This window comes from Lutibaculum baratangense AMV1, from assembly GCF_000496075.1.
GTDB lineage: Bacteria > Pseudomonadota > Alphaproteobacteria > Rhizobiales > Tepidamorphaceae > Lutibaculum > Lutibaculum baratangense.
This window is the reverse complement of sequence record NZ_AWXZ01000044.1, coordinates 69587-91308: the sequence shown is the minus strand read 5'-3', so window position 1 is coordinate 91308 and position 21722 is coordinate 69587. Positions and strand designations below refer to the sequence as shown.

The 21722-nt window shown below is 69.0% G+C and carries 23 protein-coding genes, 1 tRNA gene and 1 pseudogene; 9 read left to right on the top strand and 16 right to left on the bottom strand.

From position 1 onward, the window contains the following. Positions 1-178, top strand: a pseudogene (locus N177_RS22190) (IS3 family transposase); the annotation flags it as partial. On the opposite strand, the gene N177_RS22185 reads toward N177_RS22190, so the two are convergent. The 3 genes from N177_RS22185 to N177_RS20330 form a co-directional block, all read right to left on the bottom strand. Then, on the bottom strand, positions 124-393 hold the full coding sequence (locus N177_RS22185; RefSeq protein WP_244444327.1) for a protein NO VEIN domain-containing protein: 270 nt from the start codon (positions 391-393) through the stop codon (positions 124-126). The pseudogene N177_RS22190 and the gene N177_RS22185 overlap by 55 nt on opposite strands. Positions 394-597: 204 nt before the next feature. Beyond that, entirely contained in the window at positions 598-954 is a 357-nt protein-coding gene (locus N177_RS22180; RefSeq protein ID WP_023434322.1) for a hypothetical protein, read from the bottom strand. Between the two features lie 389 nt (positions 955-1343). Beyond that, positions 1344-1433: transfer RNA gene (locus N177_RS20330), tRNA-Ser, on the bottom strand. Positions 1434-1772: 339 nt separating this feature from the next. On the opposite strand from N177_RS20330, the gene N177_RS22290 reads away from it, so the two are divergent. The 7 genes from N177_RS22290 (at position 1773) to N177_RS20295 (ending at position 8798) form a co-directional block, all read left to right on the top strand. Further along, on the top strand, positions 1773-2588 hold the full coding sequence (locus N177_RS22290; RefSeq protein ID WP_051402506.1) for a septal ring lytic transglycosylase RlpA family protein: 816 nt from the start codon (positions 1773-1775) through the stop codon (positions 2586-2588). A gap of 107 nt (positions 2589-2695) precedes the next feature. Then, a complete protein-coding gene (locus N177_RS20320) occupies positions 2696-3943 on the top strand; it encodes a D-alanyl-D-alanine carboxypeptidase family protein (RefSeq protein ID WP_023434320.1) in 1248 nt (415 codons plus the stop codon). 9 nt (positions 3944-3952) lie between these two features. After that, entirely contained in the window at positions 3953-4624 is a 672-nt protein-coding gene (gene tmk, locus N177_RS20315) for a dTMP kinase (RefSeq protein WP_023434319.1), read from the top strand. Beyond that, positions 4614-5666, top strand: a complete 1053-nt coding sequence (locus N177_RS20310) for a DNA polymerase III subunit delta' (protein ID WP_051402504.1) — start codon at positions 4614-4616, stop codon at positions 5664-5666. Before tmk ends, N177_RS20310 begins: the two co-directional genes overlap by 11 nt. Then, positions 5663-7219, top strand: a complete 1557-nt coding sequence (gene metG, locus N177_RS20305) for a methionine--tRNA ligase (RefSeq protein WP_023434317.1) — start codon at positions 5663-5665, stop codon at positions 7217-7219. The genes N177_RS20310 and metG overlap by 4 nt, the downstream gene beginning before the upstream one ends. Then, on the top strand, positions 7216-8001 hold the full coding sequence (locus tag N177_RS20300; protein WP_023434316.1) for a TatD family hydrolase: 786 nt from the start codon (positions 7216-7218) through the stop codon (positions 7999-8001). The genes metG and N177_RS20300 overlap by 4 nt, the downstream gene beginning before the upstream one ends. Then, entirely contained in the window at positions 7998-8798 is an 801-nt protein-coding gene (locus N177_RS20295) for an MBL fold metallo-hydrolase (protein WP_023434315.1), read from the top strand. Before N177_RS20300 ends, N177_RS20295 begins: the two co-directional genes overlap by 4 nt. Positions 8799-9051: 253 nt before the next feature. Here N177_RS20295 and N177_RS22170 read toward each other — a convergent pair whose 3' ends face one another. Further along, positions 9052-9243: a hypothetical protein gene (locus tag N177_RS22170; protein WP_023434314.1), complete on the bottom strand. Its 192-nt coding sequence runs from the start codon at positions 9241-9243 to the stop codon at positions 9052-9054. A gap of 40 nt (positions 9244-9283) precedes the next feature. Then, positions 9284-9913 carry a uracil phosphoribosyltransferase gene (upp, locus tag N177_RS20285; RefSeq protein ID WP_023434313.1) on the bottom strand — a complete coding sequence of 210 codons (630 nt, stop codon included), beginning with the start codon at positions 9911-9913 and terminating at the stop codon, positions 9284-9286. Positions 9914-10137: 224 nt separating this feature from the next. Between upp and N177_RS20280 the strand changes: the two genes are divergently transcribed. Further along, positions 10138-10581 (top strand): cupin domain-containing protein, encoded by a 444-nt coding sequence (locus N177_RS20280; protein ID WP_023434311.1) that lies wholly within the window; start codon positions 10138-10140, stop codon positions 10579-10581. Positions 10582-10599: 18 nt separating this feature from the next. Here the strand turns inward: N177_RS20280 and N177_RS20275 are convergent, their stop codons facing one another. From N177_RS20275 to N177_RS20225, 11 genes are all read right to left on the bottom strand, one after another. Beyond that, a complete protein-coding gene (locus N177_RS20275) occupies positions 10600-11850 on the bottom strand; it encodes a Zn-dependent hydrolase (protein WP_023434310.1) in 1251 nt (416 codons plus the stop codon). Positions 11851-11994: 144 nt separating this feature from the next. Then, on the bottom strand, positions 11995-12264 hold the full coding sequence (locus N177_RS20270) for an usg protein (RefSeq protein WP_023434309.1): 270 nt from the start codon (positions 12262-12264) through the stop codon (positions 11995-11997). A gap of 110 nt (positions 12265-12374) precedes the next feature. Continuing rightward, the gene (locus N177_RS20265) at positions 12375-13997 is read right to left on the bottom strand and encodes an NTP transferase domain-containing protein (protein ID WP_023434308.1); all 1623 of its coding nucleotides are present in this window, start codon (positions 13995-13997) and stop codon (positions 12375-12377) included. Beyond that, positions 13994-14683, bottom strand: coding sequence for an XdhC family protein (locus tag N177_RS20260; RefSeq protein WP_023434307.1), 690 nt, complete (start codon positions 14681-14683; stop codon positions 13994-13996). Before N177_RS20260 ends, N177_RS20265 begins: the two co-directional genes overlap by 4 nt. 5 nt (positions 14684-14688) lie before the next feature. Next, positions 14689-15015 (bottom strand): XdhC family protein, encoded by a 327-nt coding sequence (locus tag N177_RS20255; RefSeq protein WP_023434306.1) that lies wholly within the window; start codon positions 15013-15015, stop codon positions 14689-14691. Next, positions 15012-16238, bottom strand: coding sequence for a vWA domain-containing protein (locus N177_RS20250; protein ID WP_023434305.1), 1227 nt, complete (start codon positions 16236-16238; stop codon positions 15012-15014). The genes N177_RS20255 and N177_RS20250 overlap by 4 nt, the downstream gene beginning before the upstream one ends. 6 nt (positions 16239-16244) lie before the next feature. Further along, positions 16245-17180 (bottom strand): AAA family ATPase, encoded by a 936-nt coding sequence (locus tag N177_RS20245; RefSeq protein ID WP_040486317.1) that lies wholly within the window; start codon positions 17178-17180, stop codon positions 16245-16247. Positions 17181-17270: 90 nt separating this feature from the next. Further along, positions 17271-18062, bottom strand: coding sequence for an FAD binding domain-containing protein (locus N177_RS20240; RefSeq protein ID WP_023434303.1), 792 nt, complete (start codon positions 18060-18062; stop codon positions 17271-17273). A 12-nt stretch (positions 18063-18074) separates the two neighbouring features. Beyond that, positions 18075-20471, bottom strand: a complete 2397-nt coding sequence (locus N177_RS20235; RefSeq protein WP_023434302.1) for a xanthine dehydrogenase family protein molybdopterin-binding subunit — start codon at positions 20469-20471, stop codon at positions 18075-18077. Between the two features lie 46 nt (positions 20472-20517). Continuing rightward, the gene (locus N177_RS20230; protein ID WP_023434301.1) at positions 20518-21009 is read right to left on the bottom strand and encodes a (2Fe-2S)-binding protein; all 492 of its coding nucleotides are present in this window, start codon (positions 21007-21009) and stop codon (positions 20518-20520) included. A 152-nt stretch (positions 21010-21161) separates the two neighbouring features. Next, positions 21162-21656, bottom strand: coding sequence for an SRPBCC family protein (locus tag N177_RS20225; RefSeq protein WP_244444329.1), 495 nt, complete (start codon positions 21654-21656; stop codon positions 21162-21164). Between the last annotated feature and the right edge of the window lie 66 nt (positions 21657-21722).

The window sequence follows — 21722 nt, the reverse complement described above, 5'->3', positions numbered from 1 at the left end:
CTACAACACCGAGAGGCCTCACTCGGCCTTGGGCTACGCCACTCCGGCCGAGTTCGCGACCACCATCACCGCAATCGCCACCGACGCTCCGCCGGATGAAAGCTCCGCGGCGGCGCCGATCGCTCACGCCGCGCCATATGGTGCATCAACAGCCGAGACTCCAGTCGCCGCTGGATGAACCTTCAGTGGCAGGTCATCGCGTGAGAAATTCCACAGGCGGAACAGACGCCATTCCGACCGGCGCTCCTCGGCCACGGCCAGCTCGTTGCGGGTGATGTGGAAGGGCGTGCGCTCCCATCCGTTCGTCGTCTTGACCTCGATCAGCCGAGGTCGCCCCTCCAAAGCGAAGCTGGCGATGTCGTAGCCCGCGCCGTCGCCATCCTCCTCCGACACCCCGCGCACCTTGCGCGCCAGATCGTCCCGTCCCGCTGTCCGCAAGGCCGCGCGCTAATGCGCCAGCACACGTTCCTCGCCCGCGCGCCCGAGGGCCCGGTTGCGCTCGTCCCAGCCCGCCACGTCGAACTTGCGGGCGATGTGCAGCATCTGGTCCAGTTCCTGCGGCGGCGTCTGGTTCGACAGCGTCGGCGGCGGTCCGATCTAGACCTGCGCCGCCTCGCGTAGAGGCCAGCGGCGGATTGCAGCCCCGGTTGGCGCCCGAGCCCAGGCCGGGTTCAGCGCCAGCCGCCGCGCCACGGCATCCACCAAGGTCATCTGGAAGTTGAACGCGCGCTTGTAGCCGGGGATCCAGGCCTCGCCGAGGCCCTTCAGCACCGCACTGATGTTCTGGTGCTTGAACTCGCCGGCCCCCTCGGACCGGTCGTGCAGCAGCGGGAGGAGCACGCGGCGGTGTTCAGCCTTGCTGTAGCGGCGCCCGGAGATGTCGTCGGCCAGCATCGCGAAGTAATCCGCGACGATCAGGTCGTTCTCTTCATCCGTCCAGGGCCCGTTAGACATTGCGGCCCAGGCTATGGGCGCGAAGTCTGTTTGTCATCAGAGACTTCCGGCAGGGTCCTGGCTCGCATTGAACGCTGCCGCCTGTTTTGGGGATCGGCCGCCACGAAGCCGTCCTTCTGACCGCCCTGCGCCTTCGTGTCGGTCTCTGTCACCGGATTATCTCGCGAACGGGGCGACCCCATGACCGCGGCAACCCATTGGAAATACGAGGATGTCTTACGCCGTCCCGTGACCGTCGAGGGGCGCTCGAAGAGAGACACAGGCCATTCGGAGACCCATTCGACGTCAAGCACCCAGTCTCCGAAGGGGGATGGCGCGGCCAACGCCCTTTGAAACAAGAAGAAAAAAGGCCCCACTCGGGGCCCTTGGACGGATTTAGTGTCTGAATGTGGCGGAGGAGGTGGGATTCGAACCCACGAGACGGTTGCCCGCCTGCCGGTTTTCAAGACCGGTGCCTTCAACCACTCGGCCACTCCTCCCGCGCGGGGCGCACCATGGCGCAAGCGGGCTTCTGCTGCAATCCCGGCTCGTCCCTGGGCAGGAAGTCCGGAAGTGTTGCGCCGCCGCACCACTTCGCGCCACTTTTTGGTCCGATTTCGGCTGGATCTATGACACGCGGTCCTGGACCCGCTAGGGGATAATGCGGACAGGGCCTTCAGACGGGGATCCATCCGAGCCCGGGTCGAGGGCGGCGGCAGAGCCGGCCGGTCGGGAGACGGATGCGCGCGGTCGCCACGGACCCGCCTTCCTTTCGCCACGGAGCGTGAGGCGGCGGCCGACGAGGGCGGCGGCGTCGTAGACACGAGAGGGACGGGCGCTTGCAAGGGGCAGCCAACCCATTCCGGCGCATCGCATGTGCCGGCTTCGCACTGACCGGGGCGCTGATGCTGACCGCCTGCAACGGCAGCACGACCGCCAAGGTGGATCCCAAGCTCGGATACGCGGCGAGCGACCCCCTCTTCACGACGGGCCCGATCGCCGAGGCCGACGGCACCTACAAGGTCGGCAAGCCCTACAAGGTCGCCGGCAAGTGGTATACGCCCGCCGAAGATCCGAGCTACGACAAGACCGGGCGCGCCTCGTGGTACGGGCGGGACTTCCACGGGAAGCAGACCGCCAACGGCGAGGTGTTCGACATGGCAGGGCTCTCGGCGGCGCACCCGACACTTCCTCTGCCTTCCTACGCCCGCGTCACGAACCTGGAGAACGGACGCTCCGTCGTCGTCCGGCTCAACGATCGCGGCCCGTTCGCCCACGGGCGTCTGATCGACGTCTCCGCCAAGACCGCCGAGGTGCTCGGCTTCAAGCAGGACGGGGCAGCGGACGTTCGGGTGCAGTTCGTCGGCCTCGCGCCCTCCGACGGAGATGATTCCTGGCTCACGACCACCGTCCGCAACGGGGACGATGGCGTGGCGCCGACCATGGTGGCGTCCGGCGCCCCGGCGGCCGGGGAGGGGCAGGCGACGCAGCAGCCGGACGTTCCCGCTGCGGTTCCGAGCCTCGCCTGGGCCGCGACCGGCGGGCCGGATGCGGACGCCATGCGGAGCTTCTCCTCGATTTCCGGCTATCAGCCCGTGACGGTGACGGGGCGGAACGTCGTCGAGCGCGCCTTCGCCGTCTTCGACGGGTCCTGAGAACGGCCCTGGCCTTTCGCCCGAGATGAACGGTCGGTGGCGCTTTCTTTACCGGCGTGCAGGAGCTTGCTATCACATTCGCTCAACGGCTTAACGACGAGCGAAACATGGCGGCTATGTCTCGGCTGCGCCCCGCACTGACGAGGTGGCGCAAGCGCTTCGCGCGAGGCGTCACCATCTGCGTCGCCATATCGGTCGCGGCGTTCGCGCCGCTCGGGCCCGCCCATGCGGCGGCGTTCGAAACGTCGGCCGAACACGCCTATCTCGTCGACATGGGGACGGGGACCGTCCTGCTCTCCAAGAGTGCGGACGTGCCCGTGGCGCCGGCGAGCATGGCGAAGCTCATGACGCTCGAGATCGCCTTCGACGCGATCGCCAACGGGAGGCTCTCGCTCGACGAGACGCTGGTCGTCAGCGAGCATGCCTGGCGCACCGGCGGTGCGCCCGCCCGCACCGCCACGATGTTCGCCAAGGTCAACTCCACCGTCGAGGTCTCGAACCTGCTGCGCGGCATCATGGTGCAGCAGGCGAACGACGCCGCCATCGCCATCGGCGAGGGCATGGCCGGATCGGAGGCGGCCTTCGCCGAGCTCATGAACGAGCGGGCGAGGGAACTCGGCCTCGAGACCATGCGCTTCGTCAATGCGAGCGGCCTCGCGGGCCCGGACGGGGAGACGGGCGCGGCCTCCATGCGCGACCTCGTCAAGCTGACGATCCACATCATCGAGACCTATCCCGACCTCTACGGGATCTTCTCCGAGCCGGAATTCACCTGGAACAACATCCGCCAGACGAACCGCAATCCCGTCATCGGGCTGCCGATCGGAGCGGACGGGCTCATCCCGGCCTTCCACGAGGGCACGGGCTTCGGGATGGTCGCGTCCGCCGTCGACAAGGGGCAGCGCCTGGTCCTGGCGGTCCATGGGCTGCCGAACGCCAGCGCCAGGCTCTCCGAGGTGCAGAAGCTGATCCTCTGGGGCTTCCGCGGCTTCGAGAAGGTGCGTCTGTTCAACGCCGGCGAGGTCGTCGGCGAGATCGGCGTGTTCGGCGGAGCCAAGGGCAAGGTGCGGCTGGCGGGACGCAGGCCGATCGAGGTCCTCCTGCCCAAGGGGCAACGCGACGCGGTCCGTGCCCGCATCGCCTATGTCGGTCCGCTCGCCGCTCCGGTCGAGGAAGGCGCCGAGGTCGCGGTGCTGCGCGTCGTGGACGGCGACACGGTCGTCGCGGAGATCCCCCTTCACACGATCGAGGGCGTTTCCCAGGGCGCGCTCTACCAGCGCGCTTTCGATGCGGCCGTCGAACTGATGATCGGCCTCGTCCATTCCGGTGTGGAGGCGGCCTCAGCCGCGCGTTAGAAAGCGGCCATGGCACGCGGACGTTTCATCACCTTCGAGGGCGGCGAGGGCACGGGCAAGTCGACCCAGCTGCGGCGGTTGGCGGCGCGGCTGCGCGGCCTCGGGATCGAGGTGCTCGAGACGCGGGAGCCCGGCGGCACGCAAGGGGCGGAGCTCATCCGGCACGCCGTCCTCTCCGGCCGGGTCTCCGAATACGGCGCCTTCGCCGAGGCGCTGCTGATGAACGTCGCCCGCGACGACCACCTGCGTCACGTCATCCTGCCGGCGCTGGAGGAGGGGCGGTGGGTGCTGTCCGACCGCTTCCACGATTCCACCCGTGCCTATCAGGGCGCATCGTGCACGGTCGACGAAGGGCTGCTCCAGGCGATGGAGGAGATCGTCCTCTCGGACACCCGTCCCGACCTCACGGTCGTGCTCGACCTCGACGTCGAGACGGGGCTCGGGCGCGCCCGGAAGCAGACGAAGGCCGAGGCGAAGTTCCTGCGCGACCGGTTCGAGGATGCCGACCTCGATTATCACAGGCGGGTGCGGGAGGTGTTCCTGGCCCGGGCGAGGGCGGAGCCGGAGCGCTGCGTCGTCGTCGCGGCAGACGGCGACGCGGACGAGGTGGCGGAGCTCGTCTGGCGGGCCGTCGCCTCGAGGCTCGGCCTGAAGGAGCGGAGCGGGACCGATGACGGCTGAGAGCGCCGGGATGCCACCCGAGGCGACGCATCATCTCGTCGGACACGCCGAGGCGGAGCTGTGGCTGCTCGATGCGTACCGGGAACGCCGGCTGCATCATGCCTGGCTGCTCGATGGCCCGGAGGGCGTCGGCAAGGCGACGCTCGCCTACCGGTTCGCGCGGTTCCTCCTCGCGCATCCCCGACCCGAGGATCCGGAGATCCATGCGGCCACCGACCTTTCGGTCTCCCCAGACGCGCCGGTGGCGCGGCAGGTCTCCTCCCGCGTGCACCCCAACCTCTTCGTCCTCGAGCGCCCCCGCGACGACAAGGGCAAGCCGACCGCAACCGTCATCCCGGTCGACCAGGTTCGCCGGCTCGGCCAGTTCCTCGGCGGCACGGCGGGTGGGGAAGGCTGGCGCATCGTGATCGTCGACGCGGCCGACGACCTAAACCGCGCCTCGGCGAACGCCCTCCTGAAGATGCTCGAGGAGCCGCCCGGCGACACGATCTTCCTCGTCGTCGCCCACCAGGCGGGCCGCCTCCTCCCGACGATACGCTCGCGCTGCCGCAGGCTGAGGCTCAATCCGCTCACCGACGAGGCGATGCGGGCCGCGCTGCCCGACGTCGAGGGCGACCTCGACCGGCTCGTCGCCCTGTCGAACGGCAGCCCGGGCCGTGCCCGCCGGCTCGTGGAGCAGGAGGAGGACGGCATGCTCGGCCAGCTCACGGCGATCCTCGACGGCCTGCCGCGCACACAGCCGCGCCAGATCCTCGGCTTCGCCGAGAGATATGGGAGGCGCGACCGGGAGGCCTTCCTCCTCGCGCGGGGCATCGTGCTCGACTGGATTGCCGGCCGCGTGCGCCGGCGGGCGGAGGAGGGCGCTTCTGCGGGTGCGCTTGCACCCTGGTCGGAGGTGTGGGAGAAGGTCGAGCACGCATTCGCGCAGGCGGAAATCCTCAATCTCGACCGGACGCAGACGTTTCTCGGCGTCTTCCATGCGCTCAGCGAGTGCGCGGCCGGCGAGGCGAGGGCCCGCGCTTCCACACCGGCCGAGCCATGAAGCCCAAGTTCTACATCACCACCGCGATCTCCTATCCGAACGGCACGCCCCATATCGGCCACGCCTACGAAGCGATGGCGACGGATGCGATCGCGCGCTTCATGCGGCTCGACGGGCACGACGTCTACTTCCTGACCGGGGTGGACGAGCACGGCCTGAAGATGGTGCAGACGGCGGAGAAGCAGGGCATCAGCGTGCGCGAGCTCGCCGACCGGAACACGCCCGTGTTCAAGCGCATGGTCGAGGCGCTCGGCTGCACGAACGACGACTTCATCCGCACGACGGAGCCGCGCCACCACGCCGCGAGCCAGGCGATCTGGCAGAAGATGGTCGATGCCGGCGACATCTATCCGTCGACCTATGCCGGCTGGTACTCGGTGCGCGACGAGGCCTATTACGCCGAGACCGAGACGGTCGTCGGCGAGGACGGCGTGCGGCGGGGGCCGCAGGGCACGCCGGTCGAGTGGACCGAGGAGGACAGCTACTTCTTCCGCCTCTCGAAGTTCGAGCAGCCGCTGCTCGACCACTACGAGAAGAACCCCGACTTCGTGCTGCCGCGCGAGCGGCTGAACGAGGTCCGGAGCTTCGTGCGTTCGGGCCTGCAGGATCTCTCGATCTCGCGGACGACCTTCGACTGGGGCGTGAAGGTGCCCGGCGCCGAGAGCCACGTCATGTATGTCTGGGTGGACGCGCTGACGAACTACATCACGGGCGTCGGCTATCCCGACACCGGGAGCGAGAGCTTCAAGCGCTGGTGGCCGGCCGATCTGCACGTGATCGGCAAGGACATCGTGCGGTTCCACGCGGTCTACTGGCCGGCCTTCCTCATGTCGGCCGGCCTCGACCTGCCGAAACGCGTTTTCGCGCACGGCTTCATGCTGAACCGCGGCGAGAAGATGTCGAAGTCGGTCGGCAACGTGATCGATCCGTTCGACCTGATCGAGCATTTCGGACGCGACCAGGTGCGCTACTTCTTCCTGCGCGAGGCGCCGTTCGGCCAGGACGGCAACTACAGCCCCGAGGCGATCGGGACACGGATCAACGCGGATCTCGCGAACGACCTCGGCAACCTGGCCCAGCGCTCGCTCTCGATGGTGGCGAAGCACTGCAATGCGGTCGTGCCGCAGCCGGGCGAGCTTCGGCCGCAGGACGAGACGATGCTGGCCGCCGCGGACGCGCTGTTCGGCAAGGCCCGCGAGGCGATGAAAACGCAGTCGCTTCATACGGTTCTTGCGGAAACCTGGAGCGTGGTGGCAGACGCGAACCGCTACTTCGCCGGCGAGGAGCCGTGGGCCGTCCGGAAGACCGACGACGCGCGGTTCAGGACAATTCTCTACGTGACCGCCGAGGTGCTTCGGCAGGTCGGGATCCTGGCCCAGCCGTTCACGCCGGAGGCCGCCGCGAAGCTTCTCGACCTCGTGGGGGCGCCGAAGGACGAGCGCGAGTTCGTCCATCTCGGCTCGGGGCACCGCTTGAAGCCCGGCGCGCCGCTTCCGAACCCGACCGCGATCTTCCCGCGCCACGTGGAGGCTCGCCCGGAGGGGCAGGCGTGACGCTCGTCGACAGCCACTGCCACCTCGACTTCCCGGACTTCGCGGCCGAGCTCGACGACGTCGTCCAGCGGGCCCGGGATGCGGGCGTGACGCGCCTCGTGACGATCTCGACCAGGCTCAAGCGCTTCGACGAGATTCGCGCCATCGCCGAGCGGTACGACGACGTCTACTGCTCGGCGGGCACGCACCCGCACAATGCCTCCGAGGAGGTCGAGCTTCTTCCCGAAGCCTATGTGGCCGCCGCCGCGCATCCCAAATGCGTGGCGATCGGGGAGGCGGGTCTCGACTTCTTCTACGACAACGCGCCGCGCGCGGACCAGGAAGCCGGCTTCCGAACCCAGATCGAGGCGGCGCGCCGGACGGGGCTGCCGCTCGTCATCCACAGCCGCGACGCGGAGGACGACACGGCGAGGATCCTGCGCGAGGAGATGGCGGCGGGACGCTTCGACGCGATCCTTCACTGCTTCTCCTCGAAGCGCGAACTGGCGGAGGCCGGCGTCGAGCTCGGGCTCTACGTCTCGTTCTCGGGGATCCTGACGTTCAAGCGCTCCGAGGAGCTGCGGGCCATTGCGGCAGACATCCCCGCGGACCGGCTGCTCGTCGAGACGGACGCGCCGTATCTCGCGCCGATGCCGCACCGGGGCAAGCGCAACGAGCCGGCCTTCGTCGTCGAGACGGCACGCGTGCTGGCGGAGACGCGCGGCGTCGCACCGGAGGAGATCCACCGCGTCACGAGCGAGAACTTCTTCCGGCTCTTTCCGGCCGTGAGCCGGCCGGAATGAGCCTCGTCGCGACGATCCTCGGCTGCGGAAGCTCGGCCGGCGTGCCCCGCCTCGGTTCCGGCTGGGGAGCCTGCGAACCCGCCGAGCCGAAGAACCGGCGCCGCCGCTGCGCGCTGCTGGTGGAGCGCCACGGGGCCGGCGGCACGACGCGCGTCCTGGTCGACACCGGGCCGGATCTGCGCGAACAGCTCCTGGCCGCCGAGGTCGATCGGCTGGACGGCGTTCTCATCAGCCACGACCACGCCGACCACACACACGGGATCGACGACCTCAGACCGCTCGTCATCCACGGCCGGCGGCGCATCCGCGTCCACATGGAGGATGCGACGCGGGCCGTGATGCTCGATCGGTTCCGCTACTGTTTCGAGGCGCCGCCGGACAGCCTGTATCCGCCGATCCTCGACATGGCGGAGATCCGGCCGCCGCACGCAGTGCTGGTGGAAGGGCCGGGCGGTTCCGTCGAGGCGCTTCCCATTCCCGTGGAGCACGGCCCGACGCCGGCCCTGGGGTTCCGCTTCGGCGATCTCGCCTACATGCCGGACGTGAGCCACATCCCCGAGAGCAGCGCCAGGCTGCTCCAGAACCTCGACGTGTTCGTCGTGGACGCGCTCCGGTACTCGCAGCACATCAGCCATTTCTCCGTGGCCGACGCGCTATCCTGGATCGAACGGCTGAAGCCGCGCCGCGCCGTCCTGACGAACCTCCATCACGACCTCGACTACAACGCGCTGAAGGCCGAGCTGCCCGAACACGTGGAGCCGGCCTATGACGGGATGAGGCTGACGCTCTCCGAATAGGTCCATCTCCATCCAGGCGCCCTACTGCGTTTCGTTCCATAATATATCTTATGCGACTCATGGGGGCGGTGTCAGGGGGCTCGCGGCGAGCGGTCTGGGTCGCGCCGCAGACGCCGCCGTCACCTCCGCGTGAAGGCGAGCCACGTCCAGTGAACGCCCTCCGCGCGGTTCGCCTCCTGCAGCGACTGTCGCTCTCGGCGGCGCAGGAGCTGGAGGCCGGATGCCTGCGCCAGCCCGTGGCGCAGCGAGAGGATCAGGAGCCCGGTCGGCGCCAGCAGCGCGGCGAGGCGCGGCCGGTGCCGGCACCGATATCGGCGGCGCGCGCCGGACCAGGCGGGAGCAGATCGCGCACGAGCGCGTAGATCTCGGCCGAAGGAACCGCTTCATAGAGCGCGATAAGCTCCGGCCCTGCGGTGGCGTAGCCTTCCAGAATCTCGCTCTGCATCCGGGGTGCTCCGCCGCGCCGAGACCCTGTCGTGGGAGCTTCACTTCGTGCCGAACATGCGGTCTCCGGCATCGCCGAGGCCCGGCACGATGTAGCCGTGGTCGTTCAGGTGGCTGTCGATCGCAGCTGTGAAGATCGCCACGTCGGGGTGCTTTTGCGCGAGCGCCTCGACGCCCTCGGGAGCCGCGAGCAGGCAGAGAAAGCGGATGTCCTTCGCGCCGGCCTCCTTGAGAAGCGTGATCGCGTGCGCGACGGAATTGCCGGTGGCGAGCATCGGGTCGACGACGATCACCGGCCGGTCGGCGATGTCCGACGGCGCCTTGAAGTAGTACTGGACCGGTTTCAGCGTCTCGGGATCGCGGTAGAGCCCGATATGGGCGATGCGAGCCGAAGGCATCAGCTCCACGAGGCCCTCGAGCATGCCTTCGCCGGCCCTCAGGATCGAGGCCAGGACGAGCTTCTTGCCCTTCAGCTTCGGCGCATCCATGCCGCAGATAGGCGTCTCGATATGCTCCATCGTCAGCTCGAGGTCGCGCGTCACCTCGTAGCCGAGGAACAGCGCCACCTCCTTGATGAGGCGGCGGAAGCCCGCGGTCGAGCGGTTCTTGTCGCGCAGCAGGGTCAGCTTGTGCTGGACGAGTGGGTGGTCGACGACGGTGACCTTGCTCATGCGGTTGCTTCTCCGAAGGACGTTTCAGGCGTCATAGCGGGCGCAGTTGAGATGGCCAAGCGAAACGAGGCCCGACGGCAGAAGGGACGCGCGATGCGGGAGCTTCGCCGAAGCGCCCTGCCCCGGCCGGTTGGCGCGGAGCTGCCAGGCCATTGCCATCGCGCCTACCCGGCGCGATCCTGTCTCGAGCCGCATCGCGCGCGGCACTGCGAGGAGTTCGCGCCATGACCCGTTCGCCCGAGCCGACCTGCCGCGTCATCCGGCCCGGCAGCACCTATGACGGCAAGCAGGGGTTCAGCTATTTCGAGGGCATCGCCACGGAGACCGTCGGATCGACGGGCATCTGCATGCATCTCCTCACGATTCCGCCCGGCGGCCGCGCGAAGGCCCACATGCACGAGAGCCACGAGACGGCGATCTACATGATCGCCGGCGAGGCGCATACCTGGTACGGCGCGCGGCTCGAGGACCACGTCGTCGTGCGCGAGGGGGAGATGTTCTACATCCCGCCCGGGGTGCCGCATCTGCCCGCCAATCTCGGCGACCGCCCCGCCACGGCCGTGATCGCCCGCACCGACCCCAACGAGCAGGAAAGCGTCGTGCTGCTCCCCGAGCTCGACGCGCTCGTGGCGGACAAGCTCGCCATGCCTCTGGCGCCGATCACCTGACGGGGGCGTCCGGCACCCTCACTCGACGATTTCCGCCGTCTCCACGACGGCGTGGAAGAGCACCTCGGCGCCGGCGGTCGCCCATTCCCGCGTGATCTCCTCGTCCTCGTTGTGGGAGAGGCCGCCGACGCAGGGACACATGACCATGGCGGTCGGCGCCACGCGGTTGATCCAGCAGGCATCGTGGCCGGCGCCGGAGACGATGTCGCGGTGCGAATAGCCGAGCCGGTCGGCCGCGGCCCTGATCGTCCGGATGCAGCTCTGGTCGAACGCGACGGGGTCGAAATGGCCGACCTGCTCGACCTGCGCCCCGAGGCCGATCGCATCCGCGATCTCGACGATACCGGCGCAAATGCGATCGTCCATGTCATCGAGCACCTCCTGCCTCGGCGAGCGGATGTCGATCGTGAAGACCGCCCTCCCCGGAATGACGTTCCGCGAGTTCGGGAAGATCTCGACATGGCCGACCGCCCCGACCGCGTGCGGCGCGTGGCGCCAGGCGACCTCGTCCACGAGCTCCATCACCCGCGCCATCCCCAGAGCGGCGTTGCGACGCTTCGGCATGGGCGTGGAGCCGGTGTGGCTTTCCCGGCCGGTGAGGCTCACCTGCAGCCATTTCAGCCCCTGGCCGTGCGTCACGACCCCTATATCGATGTCCTCGTCCTCGAGGATCGGTCCCTGCTCGATATGCAACTCGTAATATGCGTGGATCCTGCGCCGGCCCGCGGGTGCTTCGCCGAGATAGCCGATGCGCCTGAGCTCGTCGCCGAAGCTCCTGCCCGAGGCGTCCTGCCGGGCATGGGCCCAGGCCTCGTCGTGGACGCCGGCGAAGACCCCCGAGGCGAGCATGGCCGGCGCGAAGCGGGTGCCCTCCTCGTTCGTCCAGTTCACGACCTCGATCGGCCGGCGCGTCCTGATGCCGAGATCATCGAGCGTGCGGACGATCTCGAGGCCCGCGAGGACGCCGAGGACGCCATCGTATCTGCCGCCGGTCGGCTGGGTGTCGAGGTGGCTTCCGACCATCACCGGGGCGAGGGTGGGGTCAGTTCCTTCGCGGCGCGCGAATATGCTGCCCATCGTGTCGACGGCGACCTTCATGCCTGCCCCCTCGCACCACGACCTGAAGAGGTCCCTGCCCTCCCTGTCGGCGTCGGTCAGGGCCTGGCGGTTGTTGCCGCCCCGCAGGCCCGGCCCCACCTTCGCCATCGCCATGAGGGATTCCCACAGGCGAAGACCGTCTATGCGCAGATTGTCGGCCGGTGCCGTCATGCTTGCCCTTCTCCCCCGCGCGTCCGGGAACTCCGCGGCACCCTTGCGGCCATGGGCGGCACGCTAGGTGGGCGCCGCGGGGCGGTCAACATCACGAAGGCGGCATGACGACCGATGGCTAGCCGCAGGGCCGGAGGTGCGGCGTCAGTGCAGGCCGAAGCTGTGATCGGCCTTTCGCCATTCGCTGGGGCCGATGAGCTTGTGGTGGGCGATCTGTACCGAGTGGATGGGCCCCTCGATCGACTTGTCCCAGAATTCGAGGAACTTGAAGAGCTCGGGAAAGTCCGGCGCCAGGTCGTAATGCTGCCACAGGAACTGCTGCAGCAGGCCCGGGTGATCAGGGAAGCGGTAGATGATCTCCGCGGTGGTCAGACCATAGCCCTTGAGCTGCGCCTCGAATTCGACTGCGACCATGAGGAATCCCCTTGCCGTTGCCACTCCGATATGAGAAGCCCACGACACTTAACCAATCAATAAAAGAATAGATCCTTCAATGTGTTAGCAGCAGATCGACCGGAGTGCTGCTAAATTCCCCGGTTAAGCCTTTCGTGCAGCTCCGCCAGAGCGTCCGGCGTGTCGACGTCGATAAGCACCGAATCCCGCGGCGCCTCCACCTCGAACACCATGGCGCCCGCCTCGCCGATCAGGTGGCGCGCGCCCACGTCGCCCTTCAGGCTCCTGAGGTCGTCGAAGTAGCGCCGCGCCCAGAGCACGGGGTTCCCCCGCTTGCCCTGATGGACGGGGACGACGATCTGCCGCCCCTCCTCCGGCGCGAAGGCCGCCACGAGCGCATCGATCAGCCCGGGCTCCACGCGCGGCATATCGCCCAGGAGGACGAGGGCTCCTTCGCTGCCGTCCGACAGCGCGCCGATGCCGGCACGGAGCGAGGTCGAAAGCCCTTCGCCGTAGTCCGGGTTCCAGACGAAGCGGACGTCGAGGCCGGCGAGGACCTCCTCCACCTCCTCCCGCTGATGGCCGGTGACGACGACCACCTCGCGGCACGAGCTCGCCAGCGCCGCCTCGACGACATGGCGGACGATCGGCTTTCCGGCGACCGGCTGCAGCAGCTTGTTGACGGCGCCCATCCGTCGCGACTGCCCGGCCGCCAGTATCAATGCGCTGATCCCCGCCTGCGGCGCCTCTTCCTGGGCCCGCGGCTGAGGGCGTGACACGATCTCCTGCAACAGCCCGCCCACCCCCATCTGCCTCAAGTCGGCCGCACCGACATCGAAATCGGCCATAAGCCGGTCGAGCACCCAGTCGAAGCCGTTCTCCTTGGGGCTGCGCGCGCAGCCCGGGGCGCCGAGGACGGGGCACCCGTCGAGCTCGCCGAGGAGCAGCAGGTTGCCCGGATCGACGGGCATGCCGAAATGTTTGATCGCGCCGCCCGCAGCCTCGACGCCCGCGGGGATCACGTCCGCCCGGTCGACGATCGCCGAGGCGCCGAAGACGATCAGCAGCTCAGCCCCCTGCCCCCGCAGCGCCAGCAGCGCGTTCGCTATGGCGTCTTCCTCGTGCGCCACCCGGACCTCGCGGATGATCCGGCTGCCCGAACGGGAGAGCCGCTCGGCCAGGATACGCGCGGTCTTGTCGAGCATCTTGTCCGTCGTGCCCGGGAGCACGGTCGCGACGACACCGACGGAGCGCGGGCGGAACGGGTGGAGGCGCACCGGCGAGCCGTCGCCGGCGATCTTCTCGGCTTGCGTCACGTGGCGCTGCTCCGCCGCGAAGGGGATGATCTTCACGGTCGCGAGCATCGTTCCCGGCTCGACCGGCGCATGGCTCGGCAGCGTCGCGAGGGTGATCGCCTCGTCGACCGAGTTGAAGCCCTCGACCGCGTCCCGGTCGACGACGAGCAGGCCGGCCACCTCCGCGAAGAGGTTCGCGCGGCCGGTGAACGCCTTCTCCGCCCGCAGGCCGGGCCGCACCAGCGCGGCGGCGAGGCGGTTCGCGGCCGTGTCCTCGTGCACGTCGTCCGGACCGAGAGACGCCGCGACGACCTCCTCGACCCCGGCCGCCTGCAGCCGCGCGACCGCCTCGGCGTCGAGGCGGGTGCCCTTCTTGATCGAGCTGCCTTTGCCGAGCCTCGCCGTGTGGGCGAGGATCGCGCCCTCGGCGCGGTCGACGAGGATCGCTCCGAACTTCATCTGGGTTGCGGCTTCAGCCGCCGCACGGCCGTGATCTCGGACAGGATCGACAGCGCGATCTCGGACGGGCTCTGGGCTCCGATCGGCAGGCCGATCGGGGCGTGGATGCGGGCGATCTCGTCGGCTGCGAAGCCCGCCTCCGTCAGGCGCTCGACCCTGCGCCCGTGCGTCTTGCGGCTGCCGAGCGCGCCGATATAGAAGCAGCCCGCGCGCAGCGCGGCGTGGAGGCCCGGATCGTCGATCTTCGGGTCGTGCGTCAGCGCGCAGAACGCCGACCACCGGTCGAGGCCGATCTCGGGCAGCGCCACGTCGGGCCACTCCGCGCGCAGGTCGACGCCTTGGAAGCGCTCCGTGGTGGCGAACGCCTCGCGCGGATCGACGATCGTGACGTCGAGGCCCACGAGGCGCGCCATCGGGGCGAGCGCCTGCGAGATGTGGACGGCGCCGATGCAGACGAGCTTCACCGGGGGCAGGTAGACGCCCGCGAACAGCGCCGTGCCGCCGAGCTCGACGGAGCCGCTCCGGCCGTTGCGCAGGAGCGTCTCGAGCGCCTCCCTCTCGATATGCGCCTCGACCTGCCGTTCGAGCAGGAGATCCTGCCCGCCGCTCGCGAGGTCCGTGAGGACGATCGCCGCCTCGCGCGCGGCTCTCGCCTCGTTCAGGCGCTGGAGAAGCTCGAGCCGCATCGCCGTCAGCTCACCGGCTCGACATAGACGCTGATGCGCCCGCCGCAGGACAGGCCGACCTCCCAGGCCGTCTCGTCTGCCACGCCGAAGGAGAGGGTCTTCGGCTGACCCGTGCCGATCACGTCGATCGCCTCGGCGATCACGGCGCCCTCCACGCAGCCGCCGGAGACGGAGCCCATGAAGTTGCCCTCGCCGTCGATGACGAGATGGCTGCCGACCGGCCGCGGGGCGGATCCCCACGTCTCCACGACCGTGGCGAGAGCCACCTCGCGCCCCTCGCTCCGCCAGCCCTGCGCGATCGCCAGCACGTCGTCCCCTTCGGCTTCGTTCATGCCGCATACTCCTTCAGCCAGTCGCGCGGGCTCCGCGGAGCCGATACGGCCGATCCGTCGAGCGCCGCGACGAGCTCCCGCATCGCCGCCAGATTGTGCACCGGGCGGAACTCGTCGACATGCGGCAGGATCGCCCGTATGCCGCCCGCCCGGGGCTCGAACCGGTCGAAGCGGAGGAGCGGGTTCAGCCAGACGAGACGCCGGCAGGACCGTTTCAGCCGCTCGACCTCGCGCGCCAGATCCGCGTCGGGGTCGCGCTCCAGACCGTCCGTCACCAGGAGTACGACCGCCCCCTGCCCCAGGACCCGCCGCGACCAGTCGTGGTTGAAGCGCCTGATACAGGTGGTGATGCGCGTGCCGCCCGACCAGTCCGATACCGCGCATGCCGTGCGCTCGAGGGCGACCTCCGGGTCGCGGGCGGCGAGCTGCCGCGTGACGTTCGTGAGCCGCGTGCCGAAAACGAAGCTGTGCACCCTGCCGCGCGCCTCGGTGAGGGCGTGCAGGAAGTGCAGCACCATCCGGCTGTACTGCGCCATCGAGCCCGAGATGTCGCAGAGCGCGACGACCGGAGGATGCCGCTCGGCCGGCGCCCGTCGCTCGAGCGTCACGCCGTGGCCGCCGGTCCTCAGGCTCGCCCGCAGGCTGCGCCGCATGTCGATGCGGCCGCCCCTGCCCGAGGGGACCAGCCGGCGCGTCCGCACCTTGTCGTCCGGCATCACCAGCCGCCGGACGAGCTGCCGTGCGACGGCGATCTCGGCGGCGCTCATCGCCTCGAAGTCCTTCGTCTGGAGAAGCTCGGTCTGCGACATCGTGAGACGGGCATCGAGCTCGACCTTCGGCTTCTGCTCCCTTGGAAGCTCCGCCTCGCGCTTGCCGTGCAGCGCGTCGGCGACGCGGGAGCGAACCTCGTTCGACCTGTCGGCGTTCGGCGTCGGCGGCAGGAGCTCGGACATCATCCGCTCCTGCAGGCCCCGCCGGCGGAAGAACAGGCGAAACGTCTGGTCGAACACCTCGTGATCCTCGTGCCGCTTCACGAGGCAGGCGTGCAGCGTCCAATAGACGTCGCCGCGGCCGCCGACGCCCGTCGTCGCGAGGGCCTGAAGCGCATCGGCGATCGCACCGGGCCCGACCCGCATGCCCGCTGCCCGCAACGCCCGCCCGAAGTGGACGACGTTCTCCGCGAGCCGGCCGGATGCGACGCCTGGACCTCCCTGCCCGCTCATGCCGGTTCAGCCTCGTGCCGCCTTGAGGTCGGCCCGCACCTCGTCGAGAAGCTGCTTCGCGCGGCCTTCCTGCATGCGCGCGACGTCCTCCTGGTACTTCAAGAGAACCCCGAGCGTGTCCTCTACGGTGGCGGGATCGAGCGACATGGCGTCGAGCTCCGTCAGCGCCGTCGCCCAGTCGAGCGTCTCCGCCACGCCGGGCGACTTGAAGAGATCCTCCCGGCGCAGCGCCTGCACGTAGGCCACGACCTCGCGCGTCAGGGCCTCGGACGCGCCGGGGACCCGGCTCCGGACGATCCTGAGCTCCCGTTTCGCATCGGGATAGTCGACCCAGTGATAGAGGCAGCGCCGCTTGAGCGCGTCGTGGATCTCGCGCGTGCGGTTCGACGTGATGACGACGATCGGCGGCGTCTCCGACCTGACGGTGCCGAGCTCGGGGATCGTCACCTGGAAGTCGGAGAGGACCTCGAGAAGGAACGCCTCGAACGCCTCGTCGGTGCGGTCGAGCTCGTCGATGAGCAGGACCGGGGCTCCGCCCTCGTGTGGCTCCAGCGCCTCCAGGAGCGGCCGGCGGACGAGGAACTTCTCGGCGAACACGTCCTCCGCCAGGCGCTGGCGGTCGGCGATCCCTTCCGCCTCGGCCATCCGGATCTCGATCATCTGCGCCGCGTAGTTCCACTCGTAGACGGCGGTCGAGACGTCGAGGCCCTCGTAGCACTGCAGGCGGATCAGCCGGCGGCCCAGCGCCTGCGAAAGCACCTTGGCGATCTCGGTCTTGCCGACGCCGGCCTCGCCCTCGAGGAAAAGCGGCCGCCCCATCCGGAGGGCCAGGAACAGCACGGTCGCCAGCGCCCGGTCGGACACGTATCCGTGGTCCGCGAGAAGCACTGACGTCTCGTCGATTGTCGCGGGAAGGCCCCGCGCAGCTTCCGTCTCGGCCATCCCACCACCGCAGTTGACGCTCGCGAAGGAAAGCCCGCCGTGGCCGGACCGCGGCGGACTCCCGAACCTATGCGCCTTCGACGCCGCCTATCAAGCGGCGGACGCGGCCCGCTTCGCCATCACGACGATCAGGTGGGCCCGGTAGTCGGCGCCCGCATGCATGTCGCTGTTGAGCCCGTCCGTCGGGACGGTGACGCCGTCGAGCGACTTCGGCGCGAAGCGGGCGTTCAGCGCGTCTTCCACCTCCTTGCACCGGAAGACGCAAGTTGCGGCGCCGGTCACCGCCGCGCGGACCGTCCCTCCCCGCTTGGCGAGGAACACACCGACGAGCGGATAGCGCGAGGCGGGATTGCGGAACTTCGCGTAGCCCGCCCTGCGCGGCACCGGGAACTGGATCTTCGTGATGATCTCCCCGGGCTCGAGCGCGGTCTCGAACATGTCGACGAAGAACTCGTCGGCGTCGATCCGGCGCCTGTTCGTGACGATCGTCGCCTCGAGCGCGAGGCAGGCGGCGGGGTAGTCGGCGTTGGGGTCGTTGTTCGCCACCGAGCCGCCGATCGTGCCGCGGTGGCGGACATGGGGGTCGCCGATGGAGGCGACGAGCTCGGCGAGCGCCGGGATCGCCTCGCGCACGACGTCCGAGGCGGCAACCTCGGCGTGCGTCATCATGGCGCCGATCTGCAGGGTTCGCCCCTTGAGCTCGATGCCGCGCAGGCCCTCGACCAGGCCGAGATCGATGAGGTCGCTCGGCTGCGCGAGGCGCTGCTTCATCATCGGCAGGAGCGAGTGCCCGCCCGCCAGCAGGCGCGCGTCCTCCGACTTTCCGAGGAGAGCGGAGGCCTGCCGGACGCTCGTGGGGCGGTGATAGTTGAAGGGATACATCGTCCTCGCCTCCTATTCCGCCGCTGCGGGCATCTTGGATTTCTGCAGGGCGCGCCACACTCTTTGCGGTGTCGCAGGCATCGTTATGTCCTCGTGGCCGAGGGCGTCGGTGATCGCGTTGACCAGCGCCGCGGGGGCCGCGATCGCGCCGGCCTCCCCGCAGCCCTTGATCCCCAGGGGGTTCGAGGGGCACGGCGTCACCGTCACGTCGACCTGGAAGTTCGGCAGGTCGTCGGCGCGGGGCATGGCGTAGTCGTTGAAGGAGCCGGTGACGAGCTGCCCCGCCTCGTCGTAGACGCAGCCCTCGAGCAGTGCCTGGCCCACCCCTTGCGCGATGCCGCCATGGACCTGACCCTCGACGATCATCGGATTGATGATCACACCGAAATCGTCGACGGCCACCCAGTTCACGACCTCGGTCTTGCCGGTCTCGAGGTCGATCTCGCACTCGCAGACGTGGCAGCCGGCCGGAAACGTGAAGTTCACGGGGTCGTAGAACGCGCCTTCCTTCAGACCCGGCTCGATCTCGTCGGACGGAAATCCGTGCGCGACGTAGGCGCCGAGCGAGACGGCGCTCCAGTCGAGCGACTTGTCGGTGCCGGCGACCGTGAACTTGCCGTCCTTGAACTCGATGTCGGCCTCGGCCGCCTCCAGGAGGTGGGAGGCGACCTTCTTGGCCTTCGCGACGACCTTGTCGAGGGCCTTCGAGATCGCCGACATGCCGACGGCACCGGAGCGGGAACCGTAGGTGCCCATGCCGAACTGCACCTTGTCGGTGTCGCCGTGCACGATCGACACCTGGTCGAGCGGGATGCCGAGCCGGTCACAGACGAGCTGCGCGAAGGTCGTCTCGTGCCCCTGCCCGTGGCTGTGCGACCCCGTCAGGACCTCGACGGTGCCGACCGGATTGACCCGCACCTCGGCCGATTCCCACAAGCCCACACCTGCTCCCAGGGAGCCCACGGCCTTCGACGGAGCGATGCCGCAGGCCTCGATATAGGCGGAAAGCCCGACACCCAGCAGCTTGCCGCGCTTCAGGGCCTCGCGCTTGCGCTTGCCGACGCCCTTGTAGTCGATCAGCTCGAGCGCCTTGTTGAGGGACGCCGCGTAGTCGCCGATGTCGTAGCTCATGATCACTGGCGTCTGGTGCGGGAACTTCTTCACGAAGTTGCGCTTTCGGAAGCTCGCGGGATCGATGCCCATCTCGCGCGCCGCGACCTCCACGAGCCGTTCCACCACGAAGGTGGCCTCGGGGCGCCCCGCCCCGCGATAGGCGTCGACGGGCGCGGTGTGCGTGTAGACCGCGTCGACCTCCGCGTGGATCGCCGGGATGTCGTACTGGCCGGAGAGCAGCGTCGCGTAGAGATAGGTCGGCACGGCGGACGCGAAGGTCGAGAGGTAGGCCCCCATGTTCGCGGTCGTGTGCACGCGAAGCCCGAGGATCTTGCCCTTCTCGTCCATGGCGAGCTCGGCATCGGTCACGTGGTCGCGGCCGTGGGCGTCGGTGAGGAAAGCCTCGCTCCTGTCGGCGTTCCACTTCACCGGGCGCGCGAGGCGGCGTGCCGCCCAGAGGCAGACGACCTCCTCGGCGTAGATGAAGATCTTCGAGCCGAAGCCGCCCCCGACATCCGGCGCGATCACCCGAAGCTTGTTCTCGGGCGCGATGCCGACGAAGGCGGAGAGGACGAGCCGCGCCACGTGCGGGTTCTGGCTCGTCACGTAGAGCGTGAAGACGCCCGTGCCCGGATCGTAGTCGCCGATCGCCGCCCGCGGCTCCATCGCGTTCGGCACGAGGCGGTTGTTGACGATGTTCAGCTTCGTCACGTGGTGGGCGTTCCGGAACGCCTCGTCGGTCTTCGCCTTGTCGCCGAGCTCCCACTCGTAGACGAGGTTGCCCGTCGCCACATCATGAACCTGCGGCGCCCCGCTCGCCCGCGCCTTCAGCGGATCGGCGACCGCGTCCAGAACCTCGTAGTCGACCTCGACGAGCTCGGCGGCATCGCGCGCCTGGCGCTTCGTCTCCGCGATCACGACCGCCACCTGGTCGCCGACATGGCGGACCGTGTCGCGGGCGATCGCGGGATGCGAGCCCGCCTTCATCGGCTCGCCGTTCTTGGAGTGTATGAGCCAGCCGCAGATCAGGTCGCCGATCGGGCTTTCCTCGAGGTCGTCGCTCGTCGGCACGAACTTCCTGAGGTCGTTGCCGGTGTACACGGCGACGACGCCGGGAGCCGCCTGCGCCTCGGCGATGCCGACGCTCCGGATGCGGGCGTGGGCATGCGGCGATCGCACGAAGTGAGCGTGCAGCTGGCCCGGCCTGTTGATGTCGTCGGTGTAGTTGCCCTTGCCGGTGATGAATCGCCGGTCCTCCACCCGCTGCACGCGGGCGCCGATGCCACTCTCTCCCATGGCGTCTCTCCTCCCAAAGAAGCTCGCTCAGGCGACGGTGAGGGGTCTATTCGGCAGCGATCGGCTGCCCCGCCCCTTGCATCTTCTCCGCCGCTGCCAGGATCGCCTTGACGATGTTGTGGTAGCCCGTGCAGCGGCAGAGATTGCCGTCGAGCTCCTCGCGCACGGTCTTCTCGTCGGGCATGCCATGCCGGTTCACGATGTCGACCGCCGCCATGATCATCCCAGGCGTGCAGTAGCCGCACTGCAGGCCGTGGTGCTCGCGGAAGGCCTCCTGCATGGGATGGAGCACGCCGTCCCTGGCCAGGCCCTCGATGGTGGTGACCTCCGCCTGGTCGCACTGGACGGCCAGGGTGGTGCACGACTTCACGGCCCTGCCGCCGACATGGACGACGCAGGCGCCGCACTGGCTCGTGTCGCAGCCGACATGGGTGCCCGTGAGCCGCAACTGCTCGCGCAGAAACTCCACGAGAAGCGTTCGAGGCTCGACCTCCGAAGTCACTTCCCGACCGTTCACGGTGATGGTGATGCTGGGCACGTTTCCTCCTCCGGCGTTCTGTTCCGGTCGCCACCTGCCTCGGCCGGGCCGAGCTCGGGGTGATACGGGGCTGGAACCCGCCAGAGCCGAGGATTTGCCGTTTCGATTTTTATCTTCGTTGGGGAAAAGTGTTGCTTGAACGCCGAAATCGGTCAAGAGCCCAGATTGGGAGCGCGATCTTTTTCGTCTGCCTCGCGCGCCCGGTTATCCTGCAGGTAGGCGCGGAGGTCACCGAAGATGCGATCCGCGACCGATCGTGCCGCGCCCTCGACCAGCCCCTCCGCCAGGTAGGCGAGCCTGCCTCCGAGCGCTCCCCCTCCCTCGAAGATCAGCCGCGTCGTGCCTTCGCCGGCGGCCTCGAGCCGCACGTGGCTGCTGCCTTCGGCGAAGCCGGCGAGCCCGCCCCGCGCCTTCGCCACCATGCGGTAGGACCGCGGAGGGTCGAGTTCGGACAGCGTCAGCACGCCGCGCAGGCGGACCGTCAGCGGGCCGAGCTTGAGCGCCACGATGCCCTCGAACTCGGTCTCGCTCAGCCTGTCGACGGCCTCGCAGCGGGGAATGCAGCGCTGCAGGACGACCGGATCCGTCAGCGCCTCCCAAACCTCCTGCCGCTCCGCCGGCAGCAGGTACTCGCCCTCGATGATCATCGTCACACCGGTTGTCCTCAAAGCCCGTCGGTTTCCGTTCAAGTGGGGCACCGGCGCGGCGGCCGC